Source organism: Gelatiniphilus marinus, assembly GCF_042684345.1.
GTDB lineage: Bacteria > Bacteroidota > Bacteroidia > Flavobacteriales > Flavobacteriaceae > Gelatiniphilus > Gelatiniphilus marinus.
In genome coordinates this window covers 1,067,852-1,091,365 of the sequence record NZ_JBHULK010000001.1, presented here as the reverse complement: position 1 = coordinate 1,091,365, position 23,514 = coordinate 1,067,852, and the positions used below count along the sequence as shown (strand labels likewise).

At 36.0% G+C, this 23,514-nt stretch carries 15 protein-coding genes; 9 read left to right on the top strand and 6 right to left on the bottom strand.

The features are described 5' to 3' along the window. Position 1: 1 nt before the first annotated feature. From ACFSQS_RS04625 to ACFSQS_RS04595, 7 genes are all read left to right on the top strand, one after another. On the top strand, positions 2–1,273 hold the full coding sequence (locus ACFSQS_RS04625; RefSeq protein WP_388014811.1) for a glycosyl hydrolase family 17 protein: 1,272 nt from the start codon (positions 2–4) through the stop codon (positions 1,271–1,273). Between the two features lie 2 nt (positions 1,274–1,275). Continuing rightward, a complete protein-coding gene (locus tag ACFSQS_RS04620) occupies positions 1,276–2,283 on the top strand; it encodes a glycoside hydrolase family 2 TIM barrel-domain containing protein (RefSeq protein WP_388014808.1) in 1,008 nt (335 codons plus the stop codon). A 4-nt stretch (positions 2,284–2,287) separates the two neighbouring features. Further along, on the top strand, positions 2,288–3,784 hold the full coding sequence (locus ACFSQS_RS04615) for a glycoside hydrolase family 30 protein (protein ID WP_388014805.1): 1,497 nt from the start codon (positions 2,288–2,290) through the stop codon (positions 3,782–3,784). Between the two features lie 39 nt (positions 3,785–3,823). Further along, positions 3,824–5,293 carry an MFS transporter gene (locus ACFSQS_RS04610; RefSeq protein WP_388014803.1) on the top strand — a complete coding sequence of 490 codons (1,470 nt, stop codon included), beginning with the start codon at positions 3,824–3,826 and terminating at the stop codon, positions 5,291–5,293. 580 nt (positions 5,294–5,873) lie between these two features. Beyond that, positions 5,874–9,128: a SusC/RagA family TonB-linked outer membrane protein gene (locus tag ACFSQS_RS04605; RefSeq protein WP_388014800.1), complete on the top strand. Its 3,255-nt coding sequence runs from the start codon at positions 5,874–5,876 to the stop codon at positions 9,126–9,128. A 12-nt stretch (positions 9,129–9,140) separates the two neighbouring features. Continuing rightward, on the top strand, positions 9,141–10,649 hold the full coding sequence (locus ACFSQS_RS04600; protein ID WP_388014797.1) for a RagB/SusD family nutrient uptake outer membrane protein: 1,509 nt from the start codon (positions 9,141–9,143) through the stop codon (positions 10,647–10,649). A gap of 128 nt (positions 10,650–10,777) precedes the next feature. Beyond that, positions 10,778–11,704: a dihydrodipicolinate synthase family protein gene (locus tag ACFSQS_RS04595; RefSeq protein ID WP_388014794.1), complete on the top strand. Its 927-nt coding sequence runs from the start codon at positions 10,778–10,780 to the stop codon at positions 11,702–11,704. A gap of 66 nt (positions 11,705–11,770) precedes the next feature. Here ACFSQS_RS04595 and ACFSQS_RS04590 read toward each other — a convergent pair whose 3' ends face one another. Then, entirely contained in the window at positions 11,771–12,496 is a 726-nt protein-coding gene (locus ACFSQS_RS04590; RefSeq protein ID WP_388014791.1) for a FadR/GntR family transcriptional regulator, read from the bottom strand. Positions 12,497–12,621: 125 nt separating this feature from the next. Here ACFSQS_RS04590 and ACFSQS_RS04585 point away from each other — a divergent pair, with 125 nt between their 5' ends. Next, complete coding sequence (locus tag ACFSQS_RS04585) at positions 12,622–13,782, top strand: AGE family epimerase/isomerase (protein WP_388014788.1); 1,161 nt, start codon at positions 12,622–12,624, stop codon at positions 13,780–13,782. 28 nt (positions 13,783–13,810) lie between these two features. After that, complete coding sequence (locus ACFSQS_RS04580) at positions 13,811–14,962, top strand: sialidase family protein (protein WP_388014785.1); 1,152 nt, start codon at positions 13,811–13,813, stop codon at positions 14,960–14,962. 574 nt (positions 14,963–15,536) lie between these two features. Here the strand turns inward: ACFSQS_RS04580 and ACFSQS_RS04575 are convergent. The 5 genes from ACFSQS_RS04575 to ACFSQS_RS04555 form a co-directional block, all read right to left on the bottom strand. Beyond that, positions 15,537–18,653, bottom strand: coding sequence for a glycoside hydrolase family 2 TIM barrel-domain containing protein (locus ACFSQS_RS04575; protein WP_388014782.1), 3,117 nt, complete (start codon positions 18,651–18,653; stop codon positions 15,537–15,539). Positions 18,654–18,758: 105 nt separating this feature from the next. Further along, the gene (locus ACFSQS_RS04570) at positions 18,759–19,532 is read right to left on the bottom strand and encodes a creatininase family protein (protein ID WP_388014779.1); all 774 of its coding nucleotides are present in this window, start codon (positions 19,530–19,532) and stop codon (positions 18,759–18,761) included. Between the two features lies 1 nt (position 19,533). Continuing rightward, positions 19,534–20,184: a GDSL-type esterase/lipase family protein gene (locus ACFSQS_RS04565; protein WP_388014776.1), complete on the bottom strand. Its 651-nt coding sequence runs from the start codon at positions 20,182–20,184 to the stop codon at positions 19,534–19,536. Positions 20,185–20,195: 11 nt separating this feature from the next. Then, positions 20,196–22,238 carry a family 20 glycosylhydrolase gene (locus ACFSQS_RS04560; RefSeq protein ID WP_388014773.1) on the bottom strand — a complete coding sequence of 681 codons (2,043 nt, stop codon included), beginning with the start codon at positions 22,236–22,238 and terminating at the stop codon, positions 20,196–20,198. An 82-nt stretch (positions 22,239–22,320) separates the two neighbouring features. Further along, on the bottom strand, positions 22,321–23,499 hold the full coding sequence (locus ACFSQS_RS04555; RefSeq protein ID WP_388014770.1) for a glycoside hydrolase family 27 protein: 1,179 nt from the start codon (positions 23,497–23,499) through the stop codon (positions 22,321–22,323). Positions 23,500–23,514 lie beyond the last annotated feature (15 nt).

The following is a 23,514-nucleotide window of genomic DNA, read 5'->3' as shown; positions in this document are numbered from 1 at the left end:
AATGAAAACCACTCTAAGAAATACATTGATATTGTGCATTTTAATTGTGATGGTTGGCTGTGGGAATAAACTAAAAAAAGAAGAAAACAAGGTGGCAACAGAAAAACTGATAACAGCAAAAGATATTTTAGGTAACCCTGATTATTTGGCCATTTCTTATGGCGGTTATAGGCAAACGTCGCGAGATATTCAACCCACAATTGAAGAGCTTAAAGACGACATGAAGATTCTTGCCGCTATGGGTGTTAAAATATTGCGCACCTATAACGTACAGTTACAGCAAGCGCCAAACTTGTTAAAGGCTATTAGTGAACTAAAAAACGAAGATTCAAAATTTGAAATGTATGTTATGCTTGGTGCGTGGATAGATTGTAAAAACGCGTGGACAGACCAAACACCGGACCATAATGTGGAAAGCGAACAAAATGCTGAAGAAATAGTTAGGGCAGTAGCCCTTGCAAAGGACTATCCGGACATTGTAAAGGTAATTGCCGTTGGTAACGAAGCCATGGTGCGTTGGGCAACAAGCTATTTTGTGCAACCCAACATCATTTTAAAGTGGGTCAATCATTTACAAGGTTTAAAGCAAAAAGGCGAGCTTTCAAAAGATTTATGGATTACAAGTTCAGACGATTTTGCCTCTTGGGGCGGTGGCGATCCGAGTTACCATACTCCGGATTTGGAAAAGCTAATTAAGGCTGTCGATTATGTTTCCATGCATACCTATCCGTACCATAACTCACACTATAATCCGGAGTTTTGGAAAGTGCCGGAAAATGAGCAAAACCTATCCGATTTAAAAAAGATAAATGCAGCGATGTTGCGGGCTTTTGAGTTTGCAAAAAAGCAATATAATGATGTTTACAAATACATAAAAAGCATCGATGCGTCAAAAACAATTCATATAGGCGAAACGGGTTGGGCAACGGTTTCAAATGGGCATTACGGCAACAATGGGTCCAGAGCTACGGATGAATACAAATCGGGACGCTATTATGAGTTGATGAGGGCTTGGACAAACAAAGAAAACATCTCTTGTTTTCACTTTGAAGCGTTTGATGAGCCGTGGAAAGATGACAGAAACCCGTTAGGTTCAGAAAATCATTTCGGACTTTTTAAAGTCGATGGTCAAGCAAAACATGCCCTTTGGGATTTGGTTGATAAAGGCGTTTTTAAAGGATTAACCAGAAACGGAAACCCCATAACAAAAACCTATAATGGCGATAAAGATGCTTTAATGAAAGACGTTTTGGTGCCGCCAACAAAAGAATAAAGATGAAAAACTATATCGTACTATTTGTAATGCTTTTTGCTTTTGCATCGTGTAAAAACGAGGCGCAAAGCCATGTGGTTTCGGTAAGCGAGCGTCAAATTCTTGTAAACGGTTCGCCCTATCTTATAAAAGGGATTTGTTATCATCCCGTGCCAAAAGGAAGCGATAAAAGGGATTTTAGCACCTTAGCCCAAGATTTAGACTTAATGGTCGAGGCGGGCATTAATACCATTCGAGTTTATGCGCCTATTGATAACAAAGCGGTTTTAGACGACATACATGCAGCCGGAATTAAAGTGATTATGGGTTTTGGGTATAATCAAAAAGGAAAGTTTGATATACTTTCAGGAACATATATCGATTATGTAAACAAGTATAAAAACCACCCATCCATTTTAATGTGGGAACTGGGTAACGAATACAATTACCATCCAGAATGGTTCAGTGGCGACATAAAAAATTGGTATAAAGCCATGAATGATGCTGCAGAACGTATCCATAAAAACGACAGCAATCATCCCGTAACCACGGCCCACGGCGAGCTGCCCGATGCATTGGCATTGTCAATGGGGCCAAATATCGATGTTTGGGGGATGAATGTGTACCGATGGGACGATCCATCAAGTATTTTTTCCCAATGGGAAGCCGTTAGCGATAAACCCATGTATTTATCCGAAGCCGGTGGCGATAGTTATATGGCCATTTCAAAGGCTGGATTTAAGGAAGGTATTAATGAAAAGGCACAAGCTGCAGCCAATAATAATATTTTAGACAAAATTTTTGAAAACCAAGAGGTTTGCTCTGGTGTTACCATGTTTTCGTTTACCGATGGCTGGTGGAAAGCAGGAAACCCAGATACGCAGGACATTGGTGGTTGGGCGCCCAACAGTAGCGGCGTGCCATACGACGGGACTCCAAACGAAGAATTTTGGGGTATTGTTGACATCGATAGAAACAAAAAAGAAACATTTAGTGTTGTAAAAACCAAATATAATCAGTTAAAACATTAAGAAAATGAGGCGCTGCAATTATGTATCAATTTTTATATTGGCGATACTATTATTAAGTTGTAATGTGAAAGGTAAAGCGTTGGATTTTGAGGTTTACGAAACATCGGAAAGCGGAAATAAACTAACCAGAATTACCGAATTTAAAACACTGGATAGTGTTGTTAAAATAACTTTAAACCCCGTAAAAACGTTGCAAACCATTACAGGTTTTGGCGGTTCCTTCACCGAGTCTTCAGCTTACTTATTGAACAAGTTGAGCAAAAAAAATCGCGATACCATTCTGCAGGCTTATTTTGGTGAAGAAGGCGCGCGCTACTCGTTAACAAGAACCCATATTAGTTCCTGTGATTTTTCATTGAATAATTACACCTACGCACCGGTTGAAGGTGATATGGAATTGGAAAATTTCTCCATAGAAGAAGATCGTAACGATTTAATTCCAATGATAAAAGACGCTATGGCGATTTCAAAAGATGGTTTCAAAATTATAGCCTCACCTTGGACGGCGCCACCATGGATGAAAGATAACAATGCCTATGTTGGTGGCGAGTTATTGCCACAATATTACGATACATTCGCCCTGTTTTTTTCTAAATATTTAGACGCCTATAAGGCTGAAGGTATTGACATTTGGGGTTTAACGCCTGTAAATGAGCCTCACGGAAACGGCAATAATTGGGAGAGCATGCATTTTTCGCCCGAGGCAGAAACAGATTTTGTTCAAAATTATTTAGGCCCAAAGCTTGAAGCCAATGGCATGGGAGCCGTTAATATTCTTGGTTACGACCAAAATAGAGCCGGTTTAAAAGAATGGGTCGATGCCATGTTCGCTACCGAAGCATCTTCAAAATATTTTGCCGGTACGGCCATACATTGGTACGAGAGCACTTATGATTATTTCCCCGAAGCTTTACAATACGCTCACCACAAAGCACCAGAAAAATACTTGATAGAAACCGAAGGCTGTATAGATTCTCAAGTTCCGGTTTGGCAAGACGATGCTTGGTATTGGAAAAAAGAAGCTACCGATTGGGGCTATGATTGGAGAGAGCCCGAAAAAAAATATTTACACCCAAAATATGCACCTGTAAATCGTTACGCGAGAGATATTATTGGTTGCTTAAACAATTGGGTTGATGGTTGGATAGATTGGAATATGGTATTAGACCGACAAGGTGGACCAAATTGGTTTGAAAACTGGTGTGTCGCCCCGGTTATTGTAGACCCGGAAAAAGATGAGGTTTACTTCACGCCACTATACTACACCATGGCACATTTTAGCAAATATATAAGACCTGAGGCTAAAGTTATTTCGCATGATAATTCAGATGAAACCCTTATGGTAACAGCTGTTAAAAATCCAGATGAATCCATCGTATTGGTGTTATTCAATGAAGGTGATACGCCTAAAAGTTTCAATATTAATTTAAACGAACAATCTATTGCTGTTTCGATAAGTAAAAAGGCGATTCAAACCATAATAATTTCAAATCAACACTAAACCCAAAGTATTCATAATGTTAATTAATAACTAAGCAACATGTCAAAAACCAGTAAAGTACCCTTAGGACAAAAAATGGCTTTCGGTGTCGGGATGCTAGCCAATCAAATGTTTCCGGCAGCAATAAGTATTTTTATTGTTGTATTGGTTCAAGATCTTGGGTTTCCGGGCTGGATGTGGGCAGTTGTTTCCGTTGGGCCTAGGTTATTTGATGCCATCACAGACCCGATTATGGGCTTTATTTCAGACAATACAAAATCTAAATGGGGTAGAAGACGACAATATGTTCTTATAGGTGCTATTGTTATGGGAATTTCATTTGTTATTATGTGGCAATTGTTTAGGGATAATGGCATTGATTATAATTTTGCGTATTTCTTCTTTTGGTCTTTTGTTTTTTATCTTGGGCTAACTATTTTTAGTGTGCCCTATGTAGCAATGGGGTATGAAATGAGCGACGATTTCCATGAACGTACCAACATTATGGCTATTGCACAATGGATAGGGCAGTGGGCTTGGGTTATTGCACCATGGTTTTGGGTAATAATGTACGATACAGGGTTGTTTGAAACTGCAGATATTGCAGTAAGGGAACTGGCTGTTTATGTTGGTATTATTTTTGCACTTTGCGCTATGGTTCCGGCCATTTTTATAAAAAGCAAATCTTCGGTAAACGAAAATTACTCTTCATTAACCATCCAAAATATTGGTGGTAGCTTAAAAGAGATCGGTAATGGTTTTGTAGAGGCTTTTAAATCAAAACCATTCCGTAAATTATGTATTTCAACATTTTTTATTTTCAATGCTTTTAATACTGTAGCAGGTTTTACGTTTTTTATTATTGTTTACTATTTATTTAATGGAGATGCAGGTGAGGCTGGAATATGGCCAACCCTTTTTGGAAGCCTGGGTGCTTTGGTTACTACTTTTTTGGTAATTCCGTTGGTAGCCAAAATGTCTAAAATAATGGGTAAAAAGAAAGCCTTTATGGTATCTCAAACCATTTCGTTAATAGGTTACATCATGTTTTGGTTTTTATTTGTTCCGGGCAAACCCTATATGTTTTTGTTTGCTTTACCGTTTTTTTCTTTTGGCATAGGCGGACTGTTTACAATTATGATGTCTATGACTGCAGATGTAATTGATTTAGATGAATTAAATACAGGTAAACGTAGAGAAGGGGTTTTTGGAGCAATTTACTGGTGGATGACAAAATTTGGCTTTGCCATTGCTGGCGGTTTAACAGGAACCATTCTTACCCTTGTTGGTTTCGACACAGCGCTAGAGGTACAACCAGAATCGGCCATTACAGGCTTAAGGTTGTTTTTCTCTGGTTTGCCAATTGTGGGTACTTTAATAGCATTGTATATTATGCATGACTATGATATTACTGAGGAAAGAGCTAATAAAATTCGTTTAGAACTAGATAAACGAGCTAAGGCTAAAACCCATAAGCAAACCAATACGTTTAAAAAAGAAACTAAAAATGAAGAATACCCTGTTATTTAGACCTGCTAAATCTAAGGCCTTGACAGAAGATAATATTCCTGATAACTCCAATAAAGCGTTATACTTTAGTTTTAATTAACTTTTTAGGATATGCTCATAGATGTCATATTATATATTAATGAAATAAGCAACCCAGCTTTTAAGCAACAAGCGGCAAAAAAGGGATTATAACAGAAGCAAAATCGCTAAACTTAGCATATAATTGTAAAGAAGTAAAGCCCAAGTTTCAAAATACTTTTTCAAGATACCTAATATATTATATCCGCTCCCGCAGATAATATGCTTACTTGTATAACAGAACCATTAATAACAGTATGCAAAGAGTAAAACTTGTAAAAACATCATAAAAGAAAAATTGATTTTCATTCTAATCAAGTTAATTAATAGGTTTTTTCTAAATTCCTTTAAGTGGATTTATGCTGTATTTGTTTTTATAACATCAACATATTCAGAGTATATGTCGAAAAAATAGCTGTTAAAATTTTGAATTACTAAAATTATTTTTCTAATATTGCATTATGTATTACATAATACGTAATACAATAAACTAACGTATTTTAACTAATTCAAATTATTTAGTATGAAAAAAAGAAAGCTTAATATCAGTTATTTGATATTTATTATGCTCTTTTCTTTACCAATTTTAAGTTTTGGTCAAGAAAAAACAATTACAGGAACCGTGGTTTCGGCTGGTGACAATATGCCATTGCTAGGGGCAACGGTTATTGTAAAAGGCACAACTACAGGAGCGTCAACAGATTTTGACGGTGCTTACACCATTACGGCCAATACAGGAGATGTTCTTGTGTTTAGCTATATTGGGTATGCTGCAAAAGAAGTTACTGTGGCTAACGAAACGGTAATTAACGTGTCTTTAACCGAAGATACGGCAATGCTGGACGAAGTGGTTATTACAGGTTATGGTAAACAAACCAGAGCCACATTAACAACTTCGGTATCTAAATTAGATACACAAATTTTAGAAACATCAACACGATCTAATGCGGCAACCGCTTTACAAGGGACTATTGCTGGTTTACGTGTAACAAACACTACGGGGCAACCAGGATCTACGCCACAAATAGTTTTGCGTGGTGGTACTAATTTTAACGGTACGGGTACCCCATTAATATTAATTGATGGTATCCCAGGTTCTTTTTATGCCTTGAATTCAGACGATATCGAATCTATCGAAGTGCTTAAAGATGCTGCTGCTACCGCTATTTATGGTGCAAGATCTGCCAATGGTGTTATTTTGGTTACCACTAAAACTGGTAAGGTTGGAAAATCTTCTATCAATTACAGATATAAGTATAGCATCAATAACGAAAGAAACGACCAAAAATATATTGGTGCAGCAGATCATATCAATTACAACAGACAATCTATCGCTTGGTACAGAGAGGTTGTTAACAACTCAGGTAGCTTTGGTGCGTTTTTAAACGGTAACCATAGTGCGGCAACAGGTAATAATACCACTAACGACCCATTTACCACACAGCTTTTAACACCTGCAAATCAATATTTGTTAAGCCAACCAGGGTGGATGTCTATACCCGATATTTTAAATCCTGCCCAAGAGATTTTGTTCTTTGATAACAAAGAGGTTGGAGATCGTATCTATCAAGATAGCGCATCTAAAGACCACTATTTATCTTTTGATGGAGGTAGCGAAAAAGGAACCTATTACTTAGGTTTAGGTTTATTAGATAACGATGGTTTGGTTTTAGGCTCAGGATTTAAAAGATACTCAGGAAAATTTAGCGGCTCTTACCAAGTTACAGATCGCGTAAAAGTAAATTCAAACGTTTTATACTCGCATTCTAACCTAAGCAGAAGTCCGCTAGGTGGCGATGATACGGTATTTAGAAGATTCCAAGGTCAAGCATCTACATCAAGAACTTTTGATAGTAACCCAGATGGTACTTTTACCAGCGATTACGCACCTGGGCAAAACCAAGGTTTTGGTAACCCTTTATATTACCAAGATAAATTTGTTAGAAAAAACTTAGAACAACGTTTATCGGCCTCTGTTGGCGTTAATTGGGATATTATTGACGATTTAACATTGGCTGTAAATGGTAGCCACTTTACTATCAATAACCACAACGAAAGCTTTAATAGAGCTTACAGGGTAGGTAGTAATCTTGGACCACTGCGTACGGGACGTGAAGCATCTGTAAGTTTAGGAAGAACTTTAAGAAACCAATTAACAGGTACCTTAAACTATACCAAAAAATTTGGCAAGCATAACGTTAATGCCTTAATTGGTGCAGAATATTTTAAAGACAACTTTTTTAACACATCTGCTGGAACAAGAAATTCTCCAACAGATTTAATTGAAACCCTTAATGCAGGTGCAGAGGCTAACGGAATACCTTATAGCTTTGAATCTGAATATGTTATAACATCTACCTTTGGTAGATTACTTTACGATTTTGATGATAAATATCTATTTGGTTTTACCTTTAGAAGCGATGGGTCTTCAAAATTAGGAAACAATAAATTCGACTTTTTCCCTGGTGTGTCTTTTGGATGGAATGCTCATAACGAAAAATTCTTTGAAGAGTCTTCATTAAGTAATACCATTTCTAGATTAAAGCCAAGATTAAGTTATGGTGTAAATGGTAATCAAGAAATATTAAGCAATTATGGCGTTTTCGGTTCTTACGGAAGCCAAGGGGTTTATAATGGTCAAACAGGTTACGCTAATTCTGGGTTACCAACTCTAGATTTATTTTGGGAAAAATCAACAACCTTTAATGCTGGTTTAGATGTCTCTTTCTTTGATAACAGATTATCAATCATTACCGATGTTTACTCTAGAGACATTAAAGATAAATTGGCAGGTCTTACACTGCCATTCTACACTGGCTTTAGCAGTATAACAACCAACAACGGAACCATACGTAACAAAGGTTTTGAGTTGCAAGTTAATGGCGATATCATTAGAAACGATGATTTAACTTGGAATGTAGGCGCTACGTTTACATCCAATAGAAACTATGTTGTAAAACTACCTGAAAACGATAACGACCTAAACAGACAAGGCGGAACATTAATTTGGAACCCTAATACTCAAGAAGAAGAGTGGGTAGGTGGTTTCCAAGAAGGACAACGCTCAGGTCACGATTTAGTAGTTGCTTTCGAGCAAGCTGGTATTTATGCTACACAGGCTGAAGCCGATGCAGACAATGCTATTACCGATACTTATATGCCAGGAGCTAGCCGTAACCAACGTTGGGCTGGAGATGTTAAATGGGTAGATCAAAACGGTGACGGTGTTATCGATAATCTAGACAGAAAGGTTATTGGGCGTACCACCCCAGATTTTGTTGGTGGTTTAACAACCAGTTTACAATACAAAAACTTTAACTTATTTGTAAAAACCGATTTTGCTACCGGACATTTAGTATGGAACCATATTAGAAACAAAGGCTACGGGCAAACACAAGGTAACCTTGCACAACCTATTGAAGTGCTAGATTCTTGGACACCAACAAACACCGATACCGATTGGCCACGTTTTGTTTTTGTTAACGGAGCCAAAAACGTTTGGAGAGGTAGCGAAGGTGCTAGTAGCCTACAAAATTTCGCAAACAATAAATTCTGGGAAAAAGGAGATTATTTAGCATTGCGCGAAGTAACTTTAAGCTATAATGTGCCAACTGAACATTTTAACGATGTTATTAAAAGGCTAAACATATATGTAACCGGTTCAAACTTACATTACTTTAAAAGTATGAGTGGCGATACGCCAGAAGTAGGTGGAGTACAATATGGGCAATTCCCTGTTCCTAAAACATTCACAATAGGACTTAACGTAACATTTTAAATTTAAAACAAAATGAAGAAGTATATATATATATTAATAGCTGTAATGACTTTTAGTGCTTGCGAAAGCGAACTGGAATTAACAAGCCCTAGTCAATTAACAGCAGCAGGTTTTTGGGATACCGAAGAAGGTGCAAAAACCGCACATACAGGATTGTATGCAAACTTAAGATCATCAGCAGGAACGCTATGGTTGTTAGGAGAAATGAGAAGCGATATTTGGGGCGGACGCACTTACGAGTCGCCATCAAATCTATCTTTAATCGAATCTAACATTACAATATCTACAGCACCTTTTGGTGGGTGGGCAGGTTTGTACACTAGAATTCACAGACTTAACGACTTTTTGTTAAATGCACCAAATGTAACTTTTAACGATGAGTCCGAAAAAAATCATTTATTAGGTCAGGCTTACGGGTTAAGAGCTCTATACTATTACACCTTACTAAAAACCTGGGGCGATGTACCTATTATCTTAGAGCCTTTTACAGATATAGATCCTGCTGGATTAAGCAGAGCAAGATCACCGCAAAGCGAGGTAATGGCTCAAATTAAATCTGATATTGCTGCATCTTTAAGTGCATTCGGATCTGATGATAGTTTTTACCAAGGAAGCAGAATATTCTGGTCAAAAGCTGCAACTTTAGCACTTAAAGGCGATGTGTTTATCTGGTCTGGTAACCTATTAGGTGGAGGAAACGCAGATTTTACAGAAGCCAAAACCGCTTTGCAACAAATAGCATCTTTAGGTGTTAGTTTAGTACCAAGTATAGATGATTTATGGGGCGTACCAAACGAAAACAACAATGAGTTTATTTTTGCCCTGCAATACAAAAGAGACGAAGCTTCTAACATCTACAACAGTTTAACAGGTAGAAGTACTGAAATCAATCCTCAGTTTAACGCTGCTGGAGAATCTATGAGCGATTTTGTTATTGCTGGAGCAAACCGATATGGACAATCTGAAAAAACCATATTGTTATTAGACGATAATGACGATGCCCGTAAAGATGCAACTTTCATTAGATTATATACTGATGATAATGGTGGTTCAGGATACCCAACCTACAACGAGCCAACATATTTCGGTTCTATATTCAAAAAGTTTTTAGGTCAAGTAGATGGATCGGAACGTATTTTTGAAAACGATGTACCTGTTTACAGATACGCCGATGTTATTTTACTTTTGGCCGAAGCAAAAAACTTACTTGGTGAAGATCCATCAGGAGAAATCAATCAAATTCGCCAAAGAGCTTACGGTGCAAACTATGTACCTGCAACTCACGCCTACGTAAACAGCACCCAAACCGATAATGCCAATGCTATTTTAAACGAGCGTTACAAAGAATTTATTGGAGAAGGAAAACGCTGGTGGGACTTGAGAAGAGCTGGTGATAGCTTTGTATATGATAATGTTAGCTTCATATCACCAAGCGACAGCCAGTTATTATTATTACCAATTACTGAAGACATGATAGGTAGAAACCCATTGTTAGAACAAACACCAGGTTATACCAATTAATCATTATATAGTTTCATTAATTAGTTTAGTTTGAGTTAGTCAAAAAGAGAGTTTTAGTTTTAAAAACTTAGCTCTCTTTTTTTGGCTAATACTATTAATAAAACATATAAAATTATTAAGTCCGATTTATGGAAATAAAAAATTTAATAGCTGCAGCTTATGCACCAATGCATAACGATGGTTCTATAAATACCACCAAGATTAAAGATTACAGCAAATTTTTAATCCACAATAAAGTTTCAGGAGTATTTATGAATGGCTCAACAGGAGATTTTGTCTCATTATCTACCGCAGAGCGTAAAGAGATTACCCTAGCATGGTCCAAAAATAAATCAGAAGATTTGTATTTAATAGATCATGTTGGCCATACCAATTTACACGAAGCAAAAGAGTTAGCAACCTATGCTGCCGATAAAGTAGATGCTATCTCGGTACTGGCACCTTATTATTTTAGGTTAAATAAGATTGAAAAATTGGTTCAATATTGCAAAGAAATTGCTGCCTGCGCACCAAACCTTCCTTTTTATTATTACCATATTCCTGTATTGTCTGGTGCTCATTTTAATATGAACGAGTTTTTAAAGCTCGCAGAACAAGAGATACCTAGTTTAGCTGGAATAAAATTTACCAATAACAATTTAATTGATTTTCAGCATAGTAAAAAGGTAGCAAACGGTAAATTTAACATACTTTTTGGATTCGACGAGTTGTTTATAAACAGTTTGCCCTTGGGTGCAACCGGTTGGGTTGGTAGTACTTACAACCACTTGGCACCATTGTATTATAAAATAAAAGACCTTTTTGAAAACGGCCAAATGGCTGAAGCCTCAGCATTACAAACCAAAGCCATAAGATTTGTTGAAATATTAGACAGCAAAGGTGGGTTTAATGGTGTAGGAAAAGGATTTATGAGAGTTTTGGGCGTAGATTGTGGCCCAAGCAGATTCCCGCATTCTACTTTAAGCGATGCCGATTACAAGATTATTAAAGAAGAGTTAGATGCTTTAGGTTTGTCTGCTTTGTTTAGCAGTACAGAAAAATCTTTAGCAAAATAACTTACAATAGTTTGTTTTGTTCTTTAAAAAGCCAATTTTAGAGTTTTTCTAAGGTTGGCTTTTTTGTTAAAATTTTACCATCCTTAAAATCCTCTCAAAATGTGGCTCAAGATGGTTTCTCATGGCTTCCCTAAAAATTTCGGCATTACCATTTTTTAAAATTTCCAATAAATCTCTGTGCGTAACAAACTTACCTTTTGAGTATTTAAAATCCTGCGCACCAATAGGCATATTATCGTGTACATAATTAAATACCGGCAATAACAGGTCTTGAAACCTTTGTAGTGTAGAGTTTCCAGACATCTCGTATAATTTACCATGAAAAGCAATTTCGTTTTTTAAGCTAAAAACCACAGTATCTATTTCCTCCTTTTCTTGACTAGCCACAATTTTCTCCAATTCATCAATATCATTTTGGGTTTTTCTGGAAAATAATAAATCTGCCATACCCATTTCCAAAATCAACCTAAGCTCAAAAATATCTACTAAAGCTTCCTCTCCCAGTAAATTATACTCAATGGCTTTTTTAAAATTCTGTATAATATCGGGTTGGGTAAGTACCATACCGCTACGTTTTTTAGATTGTATAACGCCAATGGTTCTTAACCTTAAAAGTGCTTCTCTAATAACAGTCCTGCTTACACCAAGGGCCTCTGCAAATTCCAGCTCTTTAGGTATCGAATCGCCAATTTTCAAATTATTTTCCTTAAAATATTCTTTTAATCTAAGCTCTACTTTGTCAACCAACGATAGGTTTTCAAGCGGTGCAATTTTGCTAAGTTTGGCTTTCATTTCATTTAATTGTTAAAAACAAGTCATTCAAATGTTTAATTTCTTATTTTTGTATTATGTTATACATATAAAATTACAATTTTTTAGCGTAAAAACAAAAAGCAAAACAAAAAACTTATTCGATTATGAATTTTTCTACAATATACAAGAAAACTTTACTTGAAGATGTTATTCCGTTTTGGGAAAAACACTCAATAGATCTGGAAAACGGAGGCTATTTTACATGCTTAGACACAAAAGGCAATGTTTATGATACCGATAAGTTTATTTGGCTACAGGGGCGACAAGCATGGACGTTTTCTATGCTATACAACAAAGTAGAAAAAAATAAAAAATGGCTTGCCATAGCTAAAAACGGCATCGATTTTTTGCGTAAATATGGCATGAACGATAAAGGCGATTTCTATTTTTCGGTAACTCAAGACGGCAAACCCTTGGTGCAAGCCTACAATATATTTTCAGACTGTTTTGCAGCCATGGCATTTAGCCAATACGCCATAGCCTCTGGAGATGAGGAGGTAAAAGAACTTGCTAAAAAAACCTATTTTAATATTCTTAGTAGAATTGATAACCCAAAAGGGAAGTACGAAAAAAACACAGATACCAGGCAACTAGTTGGGTTTTCGTTACCCATGATTTTGTCTAATTTGGTGTTGGAGTTGGAAGCCGTTTTAGATGCAGACGAAGTTGAAAAAACAATAGATTACAGCATCCATCAAGTTATGGAAGTGTTTTTGGATAAAAAATCAGGTTTGATTTTCGAAAACGTTTTACCTAACGGCGAGCATCATGATAGTTTTAATGGGCGATTGTTAAACCCCGGCCATGGTATTGAAGCCATGTGGTTTATGATAGATATTGGCGTACGAAAAAACGATAAAGCACTCATTAATAAAGCAACTCAAACTATTTTAACTATATTAGACCATAGTTGGGATGATAAACATGGCGGGATTTATTATTTTATGGATTCTAAAGGCCATCCGCCACAACAATTGGAGTGGGACCAAAAACTATGGTGGGTACATTTAGAAACCTTGGTGGCATTGGCAAAAGCTTACGAGCAAACCCAAAACCCCGATGTTTTAAAATGGTACAATAAAGTACACGATTATGCCTGGAGCCGTTTTTCGGATCCTGAAAATGGCGAATGGTACGGGTATTTAAACCGCCAAGGCGAAGTGTTGCTAAATTTAAAAGGCGGTAAGTGGAAAGGCTGTTTCCATGTACCAAGAGCCATGTACCAATGCTGGAAAGCTTTCGAAAGCATTGAAACCAAACAATAATAATTTAAACCATTAAAATAATACAAAAATGATTAGAAGTACTGTTTTACTATTGATGATGGTGTTGCTAAGTTCTTGCAAAGGGAAAGGCAATACAGAAACAAACCAAAAAAATACCGAACCTATTAACGAAACCCCAGAATTTGTAGCCCTATTTAATACAGGCATGGAAGAGGGTGTGGCTTGTTACAGAATTCCTGCAATCGTTACTGCTCCAAATGGAGATTTAATAGCCGCTATCGACCAAAGAGTTCCCGGTTGTGGCGATTTAAAATGGAGTAAGGATATAAATATTATTGTACGAAGAAGTAGCGATAATGGTAAAACCTGGACACCAATTGAAATGGTTATCGATTTTCCAGAAGGCAAATCGGCTTCCGATCCATCTATGATAGTAGATAAGGTTACAGGCGATATTTTTATGTTTTATAACTACATGAATTTAGATACCGAAAAGGATATTTACTATTTACACGTTATGAAGAGTTCTGATAATGGTAAAACTTGGAGTAAACCAGAAGACATTACATCTCAAATTGCAAAACCAGAATGGCACAAAGATTTTAAATTTATTACCTCTGGCCGTGGTATCCAAACGCGATCAGGTAAGTTATTGCACACTATGGTTAACTTAAATAGCGGATTGCATTTATTTGGAAGCGACGACCATGGTAAAACTTGGTATTTTATTGATACACCTATTTTGCCAGCCGACGAATCTAAAGTAATAGAACTTGCCGATGGTACTTTAATGATTAATGCACGTGTAAACGGCAAAGGCATTCGTTATGTACATACCTCTAAAGATGAAGGGAAAACTTGGGAAACCAATCCAGTGCCAGAATTAATAGACCCAGGTTGTAATGCAAGTATTATCCGTTATACTTCTATTGAAGATGGCTACGAGAAAAACAGAATCATTTTTTCTAACGCACAATCTGAAAATAAACGTGTAAATATGTCGGTTCGTATTAGTTACGACGAAGGAAAAACCTGGAGCAAAGGTAAAACCATTTACCCAGGCTCATCGGCTTATTCCTCATTAACTGTTTTAAAAAATGGCGATATTGGTTTGTTTTTTGAAAAAGACGAATATCAAAAAAATGAGTTTACAAGCTTTTCTTTAGAATGGTTAACCGATGGTAAAGACAGCTATAAAGCGCCTAAAAAACAAAATTAGTTTTAAAATACAATAGTATTGCACCTAAAAAATACTATTGCAATGTGTTTATATTGAGTGTATTATTAGGATAATTTCCATAAAAAAACCAAACTATTTTTTTAATTAGTTTGGTTTTTTTATTCATAAAAAATTATAATAGCTAATTAACTATAAACCTTGTGTTTACTTAAGCTTAACCAAGTTGTGTTTGTTTTTGTAGATTTTTATTATTGGGTGATTTTTCAGGAGAGTTTCTAAAGCTAAACTTATGCTTTAAAGGCTTCTTGTTTTTTATATTTTAATCTAAAAACAACTGTAATAAAACGTTTTTTCAGAATTAAAAAAAACTACGCGCAGTTAAGTAAATCCTTTGTTTTTATTCATAAAAAAAAAATTATTGAGAAAAATAGGGGCGATGTGCTTTTATTTTTTGGAAAACTTAAATTATAAAAAAGTATAAATTTAAAAGAAGCAAATAAAAAAACGCAGTTTAAATACATTGTTTGCTGTATTCAATGTATTTAAATTGCGCTTTATAGCCTGAAAATATAATTTTATTTTTTAGATGCTACTAATAAAATTTTAAAAGCACTTATTTTGTTGAGATGGGTAACATCCAATACGAGTAAGAGTAATCTTTATAAGGCAATCTGTATTGTTCCATTGGCAATCGGCCCCAACTATTTATACTCCCTATTCCTTGTTGGAAACCATCAATATTTACAAAAACTTCTTTTCTAGGGTCTAACTCACCGGCATGTTCTTGCCTTCTTTTATCTCCTGAATGTAAATCGTCTTCGCTATAATTTAAAGCAGAAATATGAAAAGGTGTTTCGCTTAAAAACTGCAAACCAAATCCATCTTCTTTGGTTAAAGTTGCCCAACGCACATCCTTTTTATTGCCATTTTCTTGCGGACGGATATAAGGGAAATATTGCTCTTCTATAGTTTGTTTATACAAGCCTACTTTGGCAGCATGTTGCCTATCTGCATAAGCCTCAAAAGGCCCTTTACCGTAAAAGGTAATGTTTTTATACGCTTCTGGTAATACCATTTTATTTCCGAATTTAAACATATTCGGGTGGTCGCCTTTAATCGCTTTTAAATCGTTTGTAACTTTTACAGCACCGTTTCCGTTTACAATATAAGTTTGGGTAAATTGGGCATCGCCGTTTAAAATAGCTCTTGTGAAGGTTATTTGTACATTAGTTTTAGAAATGGTTTTAACTGCAGAAACAACATTAGCTACTTGCGCAGCATCTTTCCAGACTTTAAACTTATTTTGAAGTCCTGCACCGTAATCATTATCTACAGGTGCTCTCCAGAAATTAACTTCTGGTCCGTTTTTCAACAAGCTTTGGTTTTTGTAATTGTAAGCTGTTAAGTTTCCTGTTTTTTTATTGAATAAGATTTCAAAATCATTTCCAGTTACAGTAATTACATCGTTTTTAGTTTGATGACTTACCGATGCCGTTGCTTTTTCTGGTACAGCAACACGTCCTTTTTGTAATTCAAATTGCTCATAAGCTATAATATGTCCAGTTTTCAGCAAAGGCTCATCCGATTTTAAAATAGCTGAAACATTTAAGAAATACTCTACATTATCTTCAAATGCTTTTTTAAATGGAATGCTTATGGTTTTTTTAGTTTGCGGAGCTGTTACAATATTGTTTATAGTGCCAGATTCCACTACTTTGCCATTAGCAATAACTTCCCAGTTTAAACTATAGTTTGATAAATCTCTAAAGAAATACCAGTTTTTAACATCAATTGTACCATTGGCAAGATTATTATCATAAAACTTTATATCTTGATGAATGTGCCTAACCTCGTAAATATGTGGGTTTACTCTTCTATCTGGTTGTACCAATCCGTTATTCAAAAAGTTATTATCGCTTGGTGTGCCTTCTGGTCCAAAATCGCCTCCGTAAGCAAAAATTTCTCTACCGTTTTTAACCGTTCTTAAACCTTGGTCAACAAAGTCCCAAATAAAACCGCCTTGCAATTTATCGTATTTCTCGTACAAATCCCAGTACTCTTTAAAGCCGCCCATACTATTTCCCATAGCATGCGCATATTCGCATTGCACATAAGGTTTTGTTCTTCTTTCGTCTTTAGCATAAGCCTCTACCATTGCAGGTGTATCGTACATGGGTACAAATAAATCTGTATTCCATTCGTGCACCGCACGCTCGTATTGGGTTGGTCTGGTGTTGTCTAATCTTTTGGCCAATAAATACGATTCGTAAAAATTGTATCCATTTCCAGCTTCGTTTCCTAAAGACCAAATTACGATTGAAGGGTGGTTTTTATCTCTTTCAACCATGCGCTCTACTCTGTTTTTATGTGCTTTTAACCAAGCAGGATTATTGGCCAAAGTTCTGTCTAAAGCATAGCCCATACCATGAGATTCTATATTGGCTTCATCGATAACATAAATGCCATACTCATCGCATAATTCATAAAAATACGGGTCGTTTGGATAATGTGCCGTTCTTACGGCATTGATATTATGTTCTTTAAAAATTTTGATATCCCTTAGCATATCCTCTCTAGAAACCACATGGCCATTATCAGGGTCGTGTTCATGCCTGTTTACACCTTTAAATAAAATAGGTTTGCCGTTTACTAAATATTGGCTGCCTTTTACTTCGGAAGTTCTAAAACCTAACTTTCTGGAAATGGCTTCTAAAACATTTCCTTTTCTATCTTTAATTTGGATATTTAATTGATATAACTCTGGAATTTCTGCAGACCATGTTTTAACTTTCGGAATGGTTTTATTGAATTTTATGGTTTTATCTGAATTTGAACCTAATTCGTAAGCCGTTGAAGTTGTGTAAACCGTTTGATTGTTCTTGGTTATTTCAACACTTACTGATCCTTTTTGAGTTTTTGTATCAATGTTTTTTAGGTCTAAAGCCAAATCAAAAACACCATCGGTGTAATTGTTTTCCAATCCTGCTTTTGCAAAATAATCTGCTATTTGCACGTTTGGTCTTGCGTATAAATATACATCGCGCTGAATTCCAGAAATCCTCCAGAAATCCTGACACTCTAAATAGCTGCCATCGCTCCAACGGTAAACCTCTAGAGCAATACTGTTTTGTCCTGGTTTAACAAACTCTGTTAGATCAAATTCTGCGGGTAATTTCGAGCCTTGGCTATACCCAACTTTTCTGCCATTAACCCAAATGTAAAAAGCAGACTTTACAGCTCCTAAATGTATATACACAGCTTTACCATCCCAATTATTAGGAAGGTTGAAAGTTCTTTTATAAGACCCTACAGGGTTATCGCCATCTGGAATATCAGGCGGATTCAAATATCCTTTTTGAAACGGATAGGTTGCATTTACATAAATAGGCACTCCAAAACCTTCAACTTCCCAATTTGCAGGCACTTTTATTTTGTTCCATTTTGAAGTATCAAAATCTTCTTTGTAAAAATCTGCTGGTCTCACCTCTGGTGTATCGCTATAATTAAATTGCCAGATACCATTTAGCGATAAATAATTTTCAGCCTTTGAAAAATCGTTCTGTTTTGCTAAATCTAAACTAGTGTATGGAAAAAAGGTAGCGCGCGCATCTAATTTATTAATCCCAATTACATCTGGGTTTTCAATAACGGGATCTAGTGTTTGTGCATGTATATTTTCAATCCCAAAACAGGTAACTAGAGTTAATACTAATAACTTAAATTTTCTCATTTTTAAAGGCGTTTGTTTATTAATTATTTAATGAATTTTAAATTTTGGATTAAAGACAAATATAAGTAAAAATAGGGGAGTTGTATTATGTTTAAAATATAAAAACTACGCGTACATATCCTTTAAATCTGCATCGTTCAATTCTTTAAAAAAAGAAGCCAATTTTTGTGTAACAGCCTGAAAAAAACGTGAACCATTTTCTGGGGTTGCCTTTTTTGGGTTGCCAACGCCCGTATCTTTGGTAACCGATGTCCATTGGCGTTGCGCTGTTACCCAACCTTCTTTTAAGGCTTCGATTTTAAATTTTTTAGATGCGCCATCGCCAGCTTCCTGTAAAGGCAACACCAAATTGGGTTCTAAAAACATGGTAACCGCAGTTTCTAGCTCGCCTGCATGATCTCCGGGTTCGTTAAAAAAATCATTCCCGTTTTCTGCATGCCACCAATTTACGGCACACACGAAAACCTCAGGAAAATCAACGGATAATTCTCTAATTATTTGCTTAAAATTATTGCCGCCGTGACCGTTTACAATGACTAATTTCTGTATGTTTTGCCGATTTAAAACATCTACAATATCTTTTAAAACCACCAATTGTGTACTCGGATTCATGTTGATGCAAAAAGAAATATCGAGCTGCCCTGTGTTTACGCCAAAAGGAATTGTAGGCAAAACCACCACTTTTGCATCGTTTTGCCAAGCTATTTTTGCGGCTTCAATAGCAGTGTTTTCAGACAAAATATTATCGGTTGCATACGGCAAATGATAATTGTGCGCTTCGGTTGCGCCCCAGGGCAAAATGGCAACCGTGTATTTTTGATCTTTAACCGTTTTAAAATTGGTTTCTGCCAACACATAAGGTCGTGGTTTTGTACTCATTTTAATTAACGTATTTACGAATTATTTTGCTCCATTTTTTGTAGCCTTCATCACTTAAATGCAACCCATCGTAGGTGTAATTTGGCTGAATGTGTTTTTTAGCATTTCGCATTTTTTTGTGCAAATTGATAAATTTCACATCCAGTTTTTTTGCCATTTTTTTTAACTCCTTGTTGGTTTCTATAATTTTTTGGTGATTATTTTTATGCCCCGAAAACTTTTTACCCACATTTGGATTGATTGGCAAAATACTTTGTAGATATATTTTTGTTCCTTCGGATTGACTTTTGATTTGCGAAATAATTTTTGCTGTATGTTCTAAAACATAAGCAATGCTTTTACCGCGTGCCAAATCGTTTGTACCAATTAGTAGAAATACTTTTTTGGGTTTAGATTCGGTTACCTCATCCAATCGAAATAAAATTCCGTCGGTAACATCGCCACTAATTCCTCTATTAATTACATTTTTATCAGGAATTAAGGCTTTCCAATCGCCGCCTTCGGTAATGCTATTGCCTAAAAAAATAATTTCGTTTTTTGTGTTGGGTTCAGCTTCAAACAAGGCTTTTCGTTTGTAATAATGGTCTGAATAGGTTTGCGAAAACACACTGTTTACAAAAGCTAAAAACAGAATTACAATTAAATGTTTCATTTCACAATATGTTATTTATTCTCAAATTTGGTACTATATTTTAATTCGCTCACTTCTCTAAATCCGTCTTTTGTTACTTCAACTGGAACGCAGGTAAACATCCATTTCCAAGACCTTGTGTCTTGCGGAATTTTCAATAATACTTTATTCCAACCTTTTTTTAAAGCGATTTTTGTCGGACTTCTATAAAAATAATCTTCGTCAATAAACGGAATCTCATCTGTTTTTGTGCCTAAATTGGGTTGTTTCCAAACTGGCGGCGCAATTTCGGTGTCATTTACCCAAATTTTTGGTTTGGTGGTATGCCAATCGCCTTGAGCTGGAAAAGGGCCAACGCGTCTTCCGCCCGAACGCGACCAACCCTGAAAACCTACCCAAAAATCTTGAATTCTGTCGTTTGGAGAATAAATATTGGTGTAGGCATAATACGTGCCTTGCCTTTCTTTAGTAACCGCTTCAAATCCGAAGAAATGTTTTAAATGGATGGTTGCCCCAGGATGCGTATCTGTCCAAGTATATACTTTACCGTCAATGGTGTAACTTTCTTTGATTTCTTTTTCTACGGGGAATGATTTTTCAACATTTCCGTTGTGATTCAAAACGCCCAACAATTTCCAATGCTTATCGGTTTGCCTGATGTATTGAAACTCTTTTCCTTTAAAAAACAAATCTCTGTGTGCAATTACTTTGTCTTCAAAAGCCTGAAAATCTTTAAATTCCTGCGTGTCTTTTGCTGGCAATTTTGCCCAATATTCTGGATAATCTTTTGCTCTTCCGTTCCAAATAGCATCGGCATAAAAAACCATTGAAGGATAAATGGGGTTTTGAACTAAAACATCGCGTTCGTGGTTTATATTATTGTCTGGCCATGCTGCCAAAACACCGCCCAAGGCTAACGCATCGCCTTTTGGCTGGCGCGTTGGTTGCTGAAAAAACAGGCGTGCCATACCAGCAAATGGGTCTAAATGATTGATGTAATTGCTTCTCGAATCTATGAAACGATGTCCTTTTCTACCTTCGTGATAAGCCCAAAGTTGATTGATGGACGTAGAATCTTTTTTTACAACAATACCTTTTTTCCAAACAATAACTTCGCGATTATTTTTTTTGATGAGTTGCATCAATTCAAAAATAACATCGTGGGAAACGCGCTCAAAATCGTTGCGCACTTCGTCGGTGCCAATATGAATGTACGGCATGGTCTCGGCGTCTGCCAAATCCATTAACTCTTGAAATAAATCGAGTAAAATAGGCCTCACCTTTGGGTCTCGCATTTCATCAATTTGCAAGGCTTTTCGAAACGCATCAGTATGACCGGGAATGTCAAATTCTGGAATTACCGTAATTTTACGTTCTTTACAAAAAGCCAAAACATCTTTAAAGTCTTCTTGGGTATAAAAGTTTCCTTTTTGTCTTGTTGTTGCCGCTTCCGATTGTAATTCGGGGTAAATTTTACTCTCTAACCGCCACCCTGGGTTATCGGTTAAGTGCCAATGAAACACATTGTATTTGTATTGCGATAATATTTCAATTTGCTCTTTTAGCTGCCCTACCGATTGAAAATTACGCCCTGTATCGTGCATAAAACCACGGATTTTAAAAACTGGGAAATCTGTAATTTCTACTTTAGGAAAAACGCCTTTATCTTTATTTTTTCTAAAAATCTGTTTTAAAGTTTGAATACCGTAATAAATGCCTTTATCAGAATTTGCGGCAATTGTAATGGCATCAGAAATTGTTAATTTGTAGCCTTCGTTATGCATATCTTCGGCAATATTTTGTTTTACTAACTGAATCTTTAAACCATTTTCGGTAGTATTAATTTCGTTTGTTTTAAAAAAATCGGTGATTAATTTTGCTTCATTTTCAAAATTGGTAGGTTGAATTTTGAAGCTTTTAAAATGAAGCTCTTCCGTACCGTAAGTCATTTTTTTAGGCGTTGGAATTATAGGGTATTTTTCTGCAAGATTTTTAGGGTTTGTTTGAGAACAGCCCATAAAACAGAAAAATAAAAGGCTTATAAAAACAATGTTTTTTATTTTAAATACATTCATTTTGATAAATTTTTAAAAGCGCTTCGGTTTCATAAAAAAACATAAGATCTCGACTGCGCTAGAACGGACAATGCTTAATGTTTTATTTTTTCAATCTAAAAACCACAACATCTCTAGCAGGAACTTCAATTAAAATATTGGTGTTCGTAGTGCCAATGGTTTTGTTTTGCCAAAGATTTTCAATCGTATATTCTCCAGAAAAATCTTTAATATTCATTTGATTCCAATTTACCTGATACTTTTTATTAGTAATTTCTCTGTTAAACAAGCAAATTGCAATATCGCCATTTGACAGTGGTTTTTGCCAAACCTCAAAATTTCCGTAATCTTTAATTTTAAAGCCTTGTTTGCCTAAAGCATCTTGATTTACAGCAATTAAGGCTTTGTTTGTTAAGATTTCTTGATCGGTAAAAGACATGGTTCTTAAATCGTTGCCCGCCATTAAAGGAGCCGCCAACATTGCCCACATACTAAAATGTGCTCTAGCTTCGTTTATTGGCATGTTGTTGCCAACGGCCAACATATCGGGGTCATTCCAATGTCCTGGACCTGCATATTTTTCTAGTCCAACTTGCATATCTACTAAATCGGACCAGCCAAAGAGGTTGCCATTAACATTGCCGTCAAAACGTCCATTCATATCAATATCTAAGGTGGTTCTCCATAAGTGCCCAACATTTTCAGCCCATTCCCAAGGTTTGTTTTCGCCCCATTCGCACATACTAAACACAATCGGTCTTCCCGCTTTGTACAGAGCATCTCGCATTAATTTATACGATTGTTGCGCATCTTGCCCCTCGGTAAAACACCAATCATATTTTAAATAATCTACGCCCCATTTGGCATAAGTTTCTGCGTCTTTATACTCAAAACCTTTACTTCCAGGGCGTCGCGCGCAGGTCATGGTTCCAGCATCAGAATAAATTCCGAATTTTAAACCTTTAGAATGTACATAGTCTGCCAAAACCTTAATTCCTGACGGAAATTTTTCTTTATCAACAATAATATAGCCGTCTTTATCGCGCCCTATTTGCCAACAATCGTCAATTACAATATACTCATAACCAACATCTTTTAACCCTTTTTCTACCATGGCATCTGCCATTTCTCTAATAACAGTTTCGTTTACGCCTTCACATTCAAAAGCGTTCCAACTGTTCCAGCCCATGGGAGGCGTTAAGGCTAAATTTTCGAATTTTTGACCAAAAACCAGGCTTGATGTTAGCAAGCATCCTAAAAAAAATAATTGTAATGATTTCATGTTTTATATATTAAT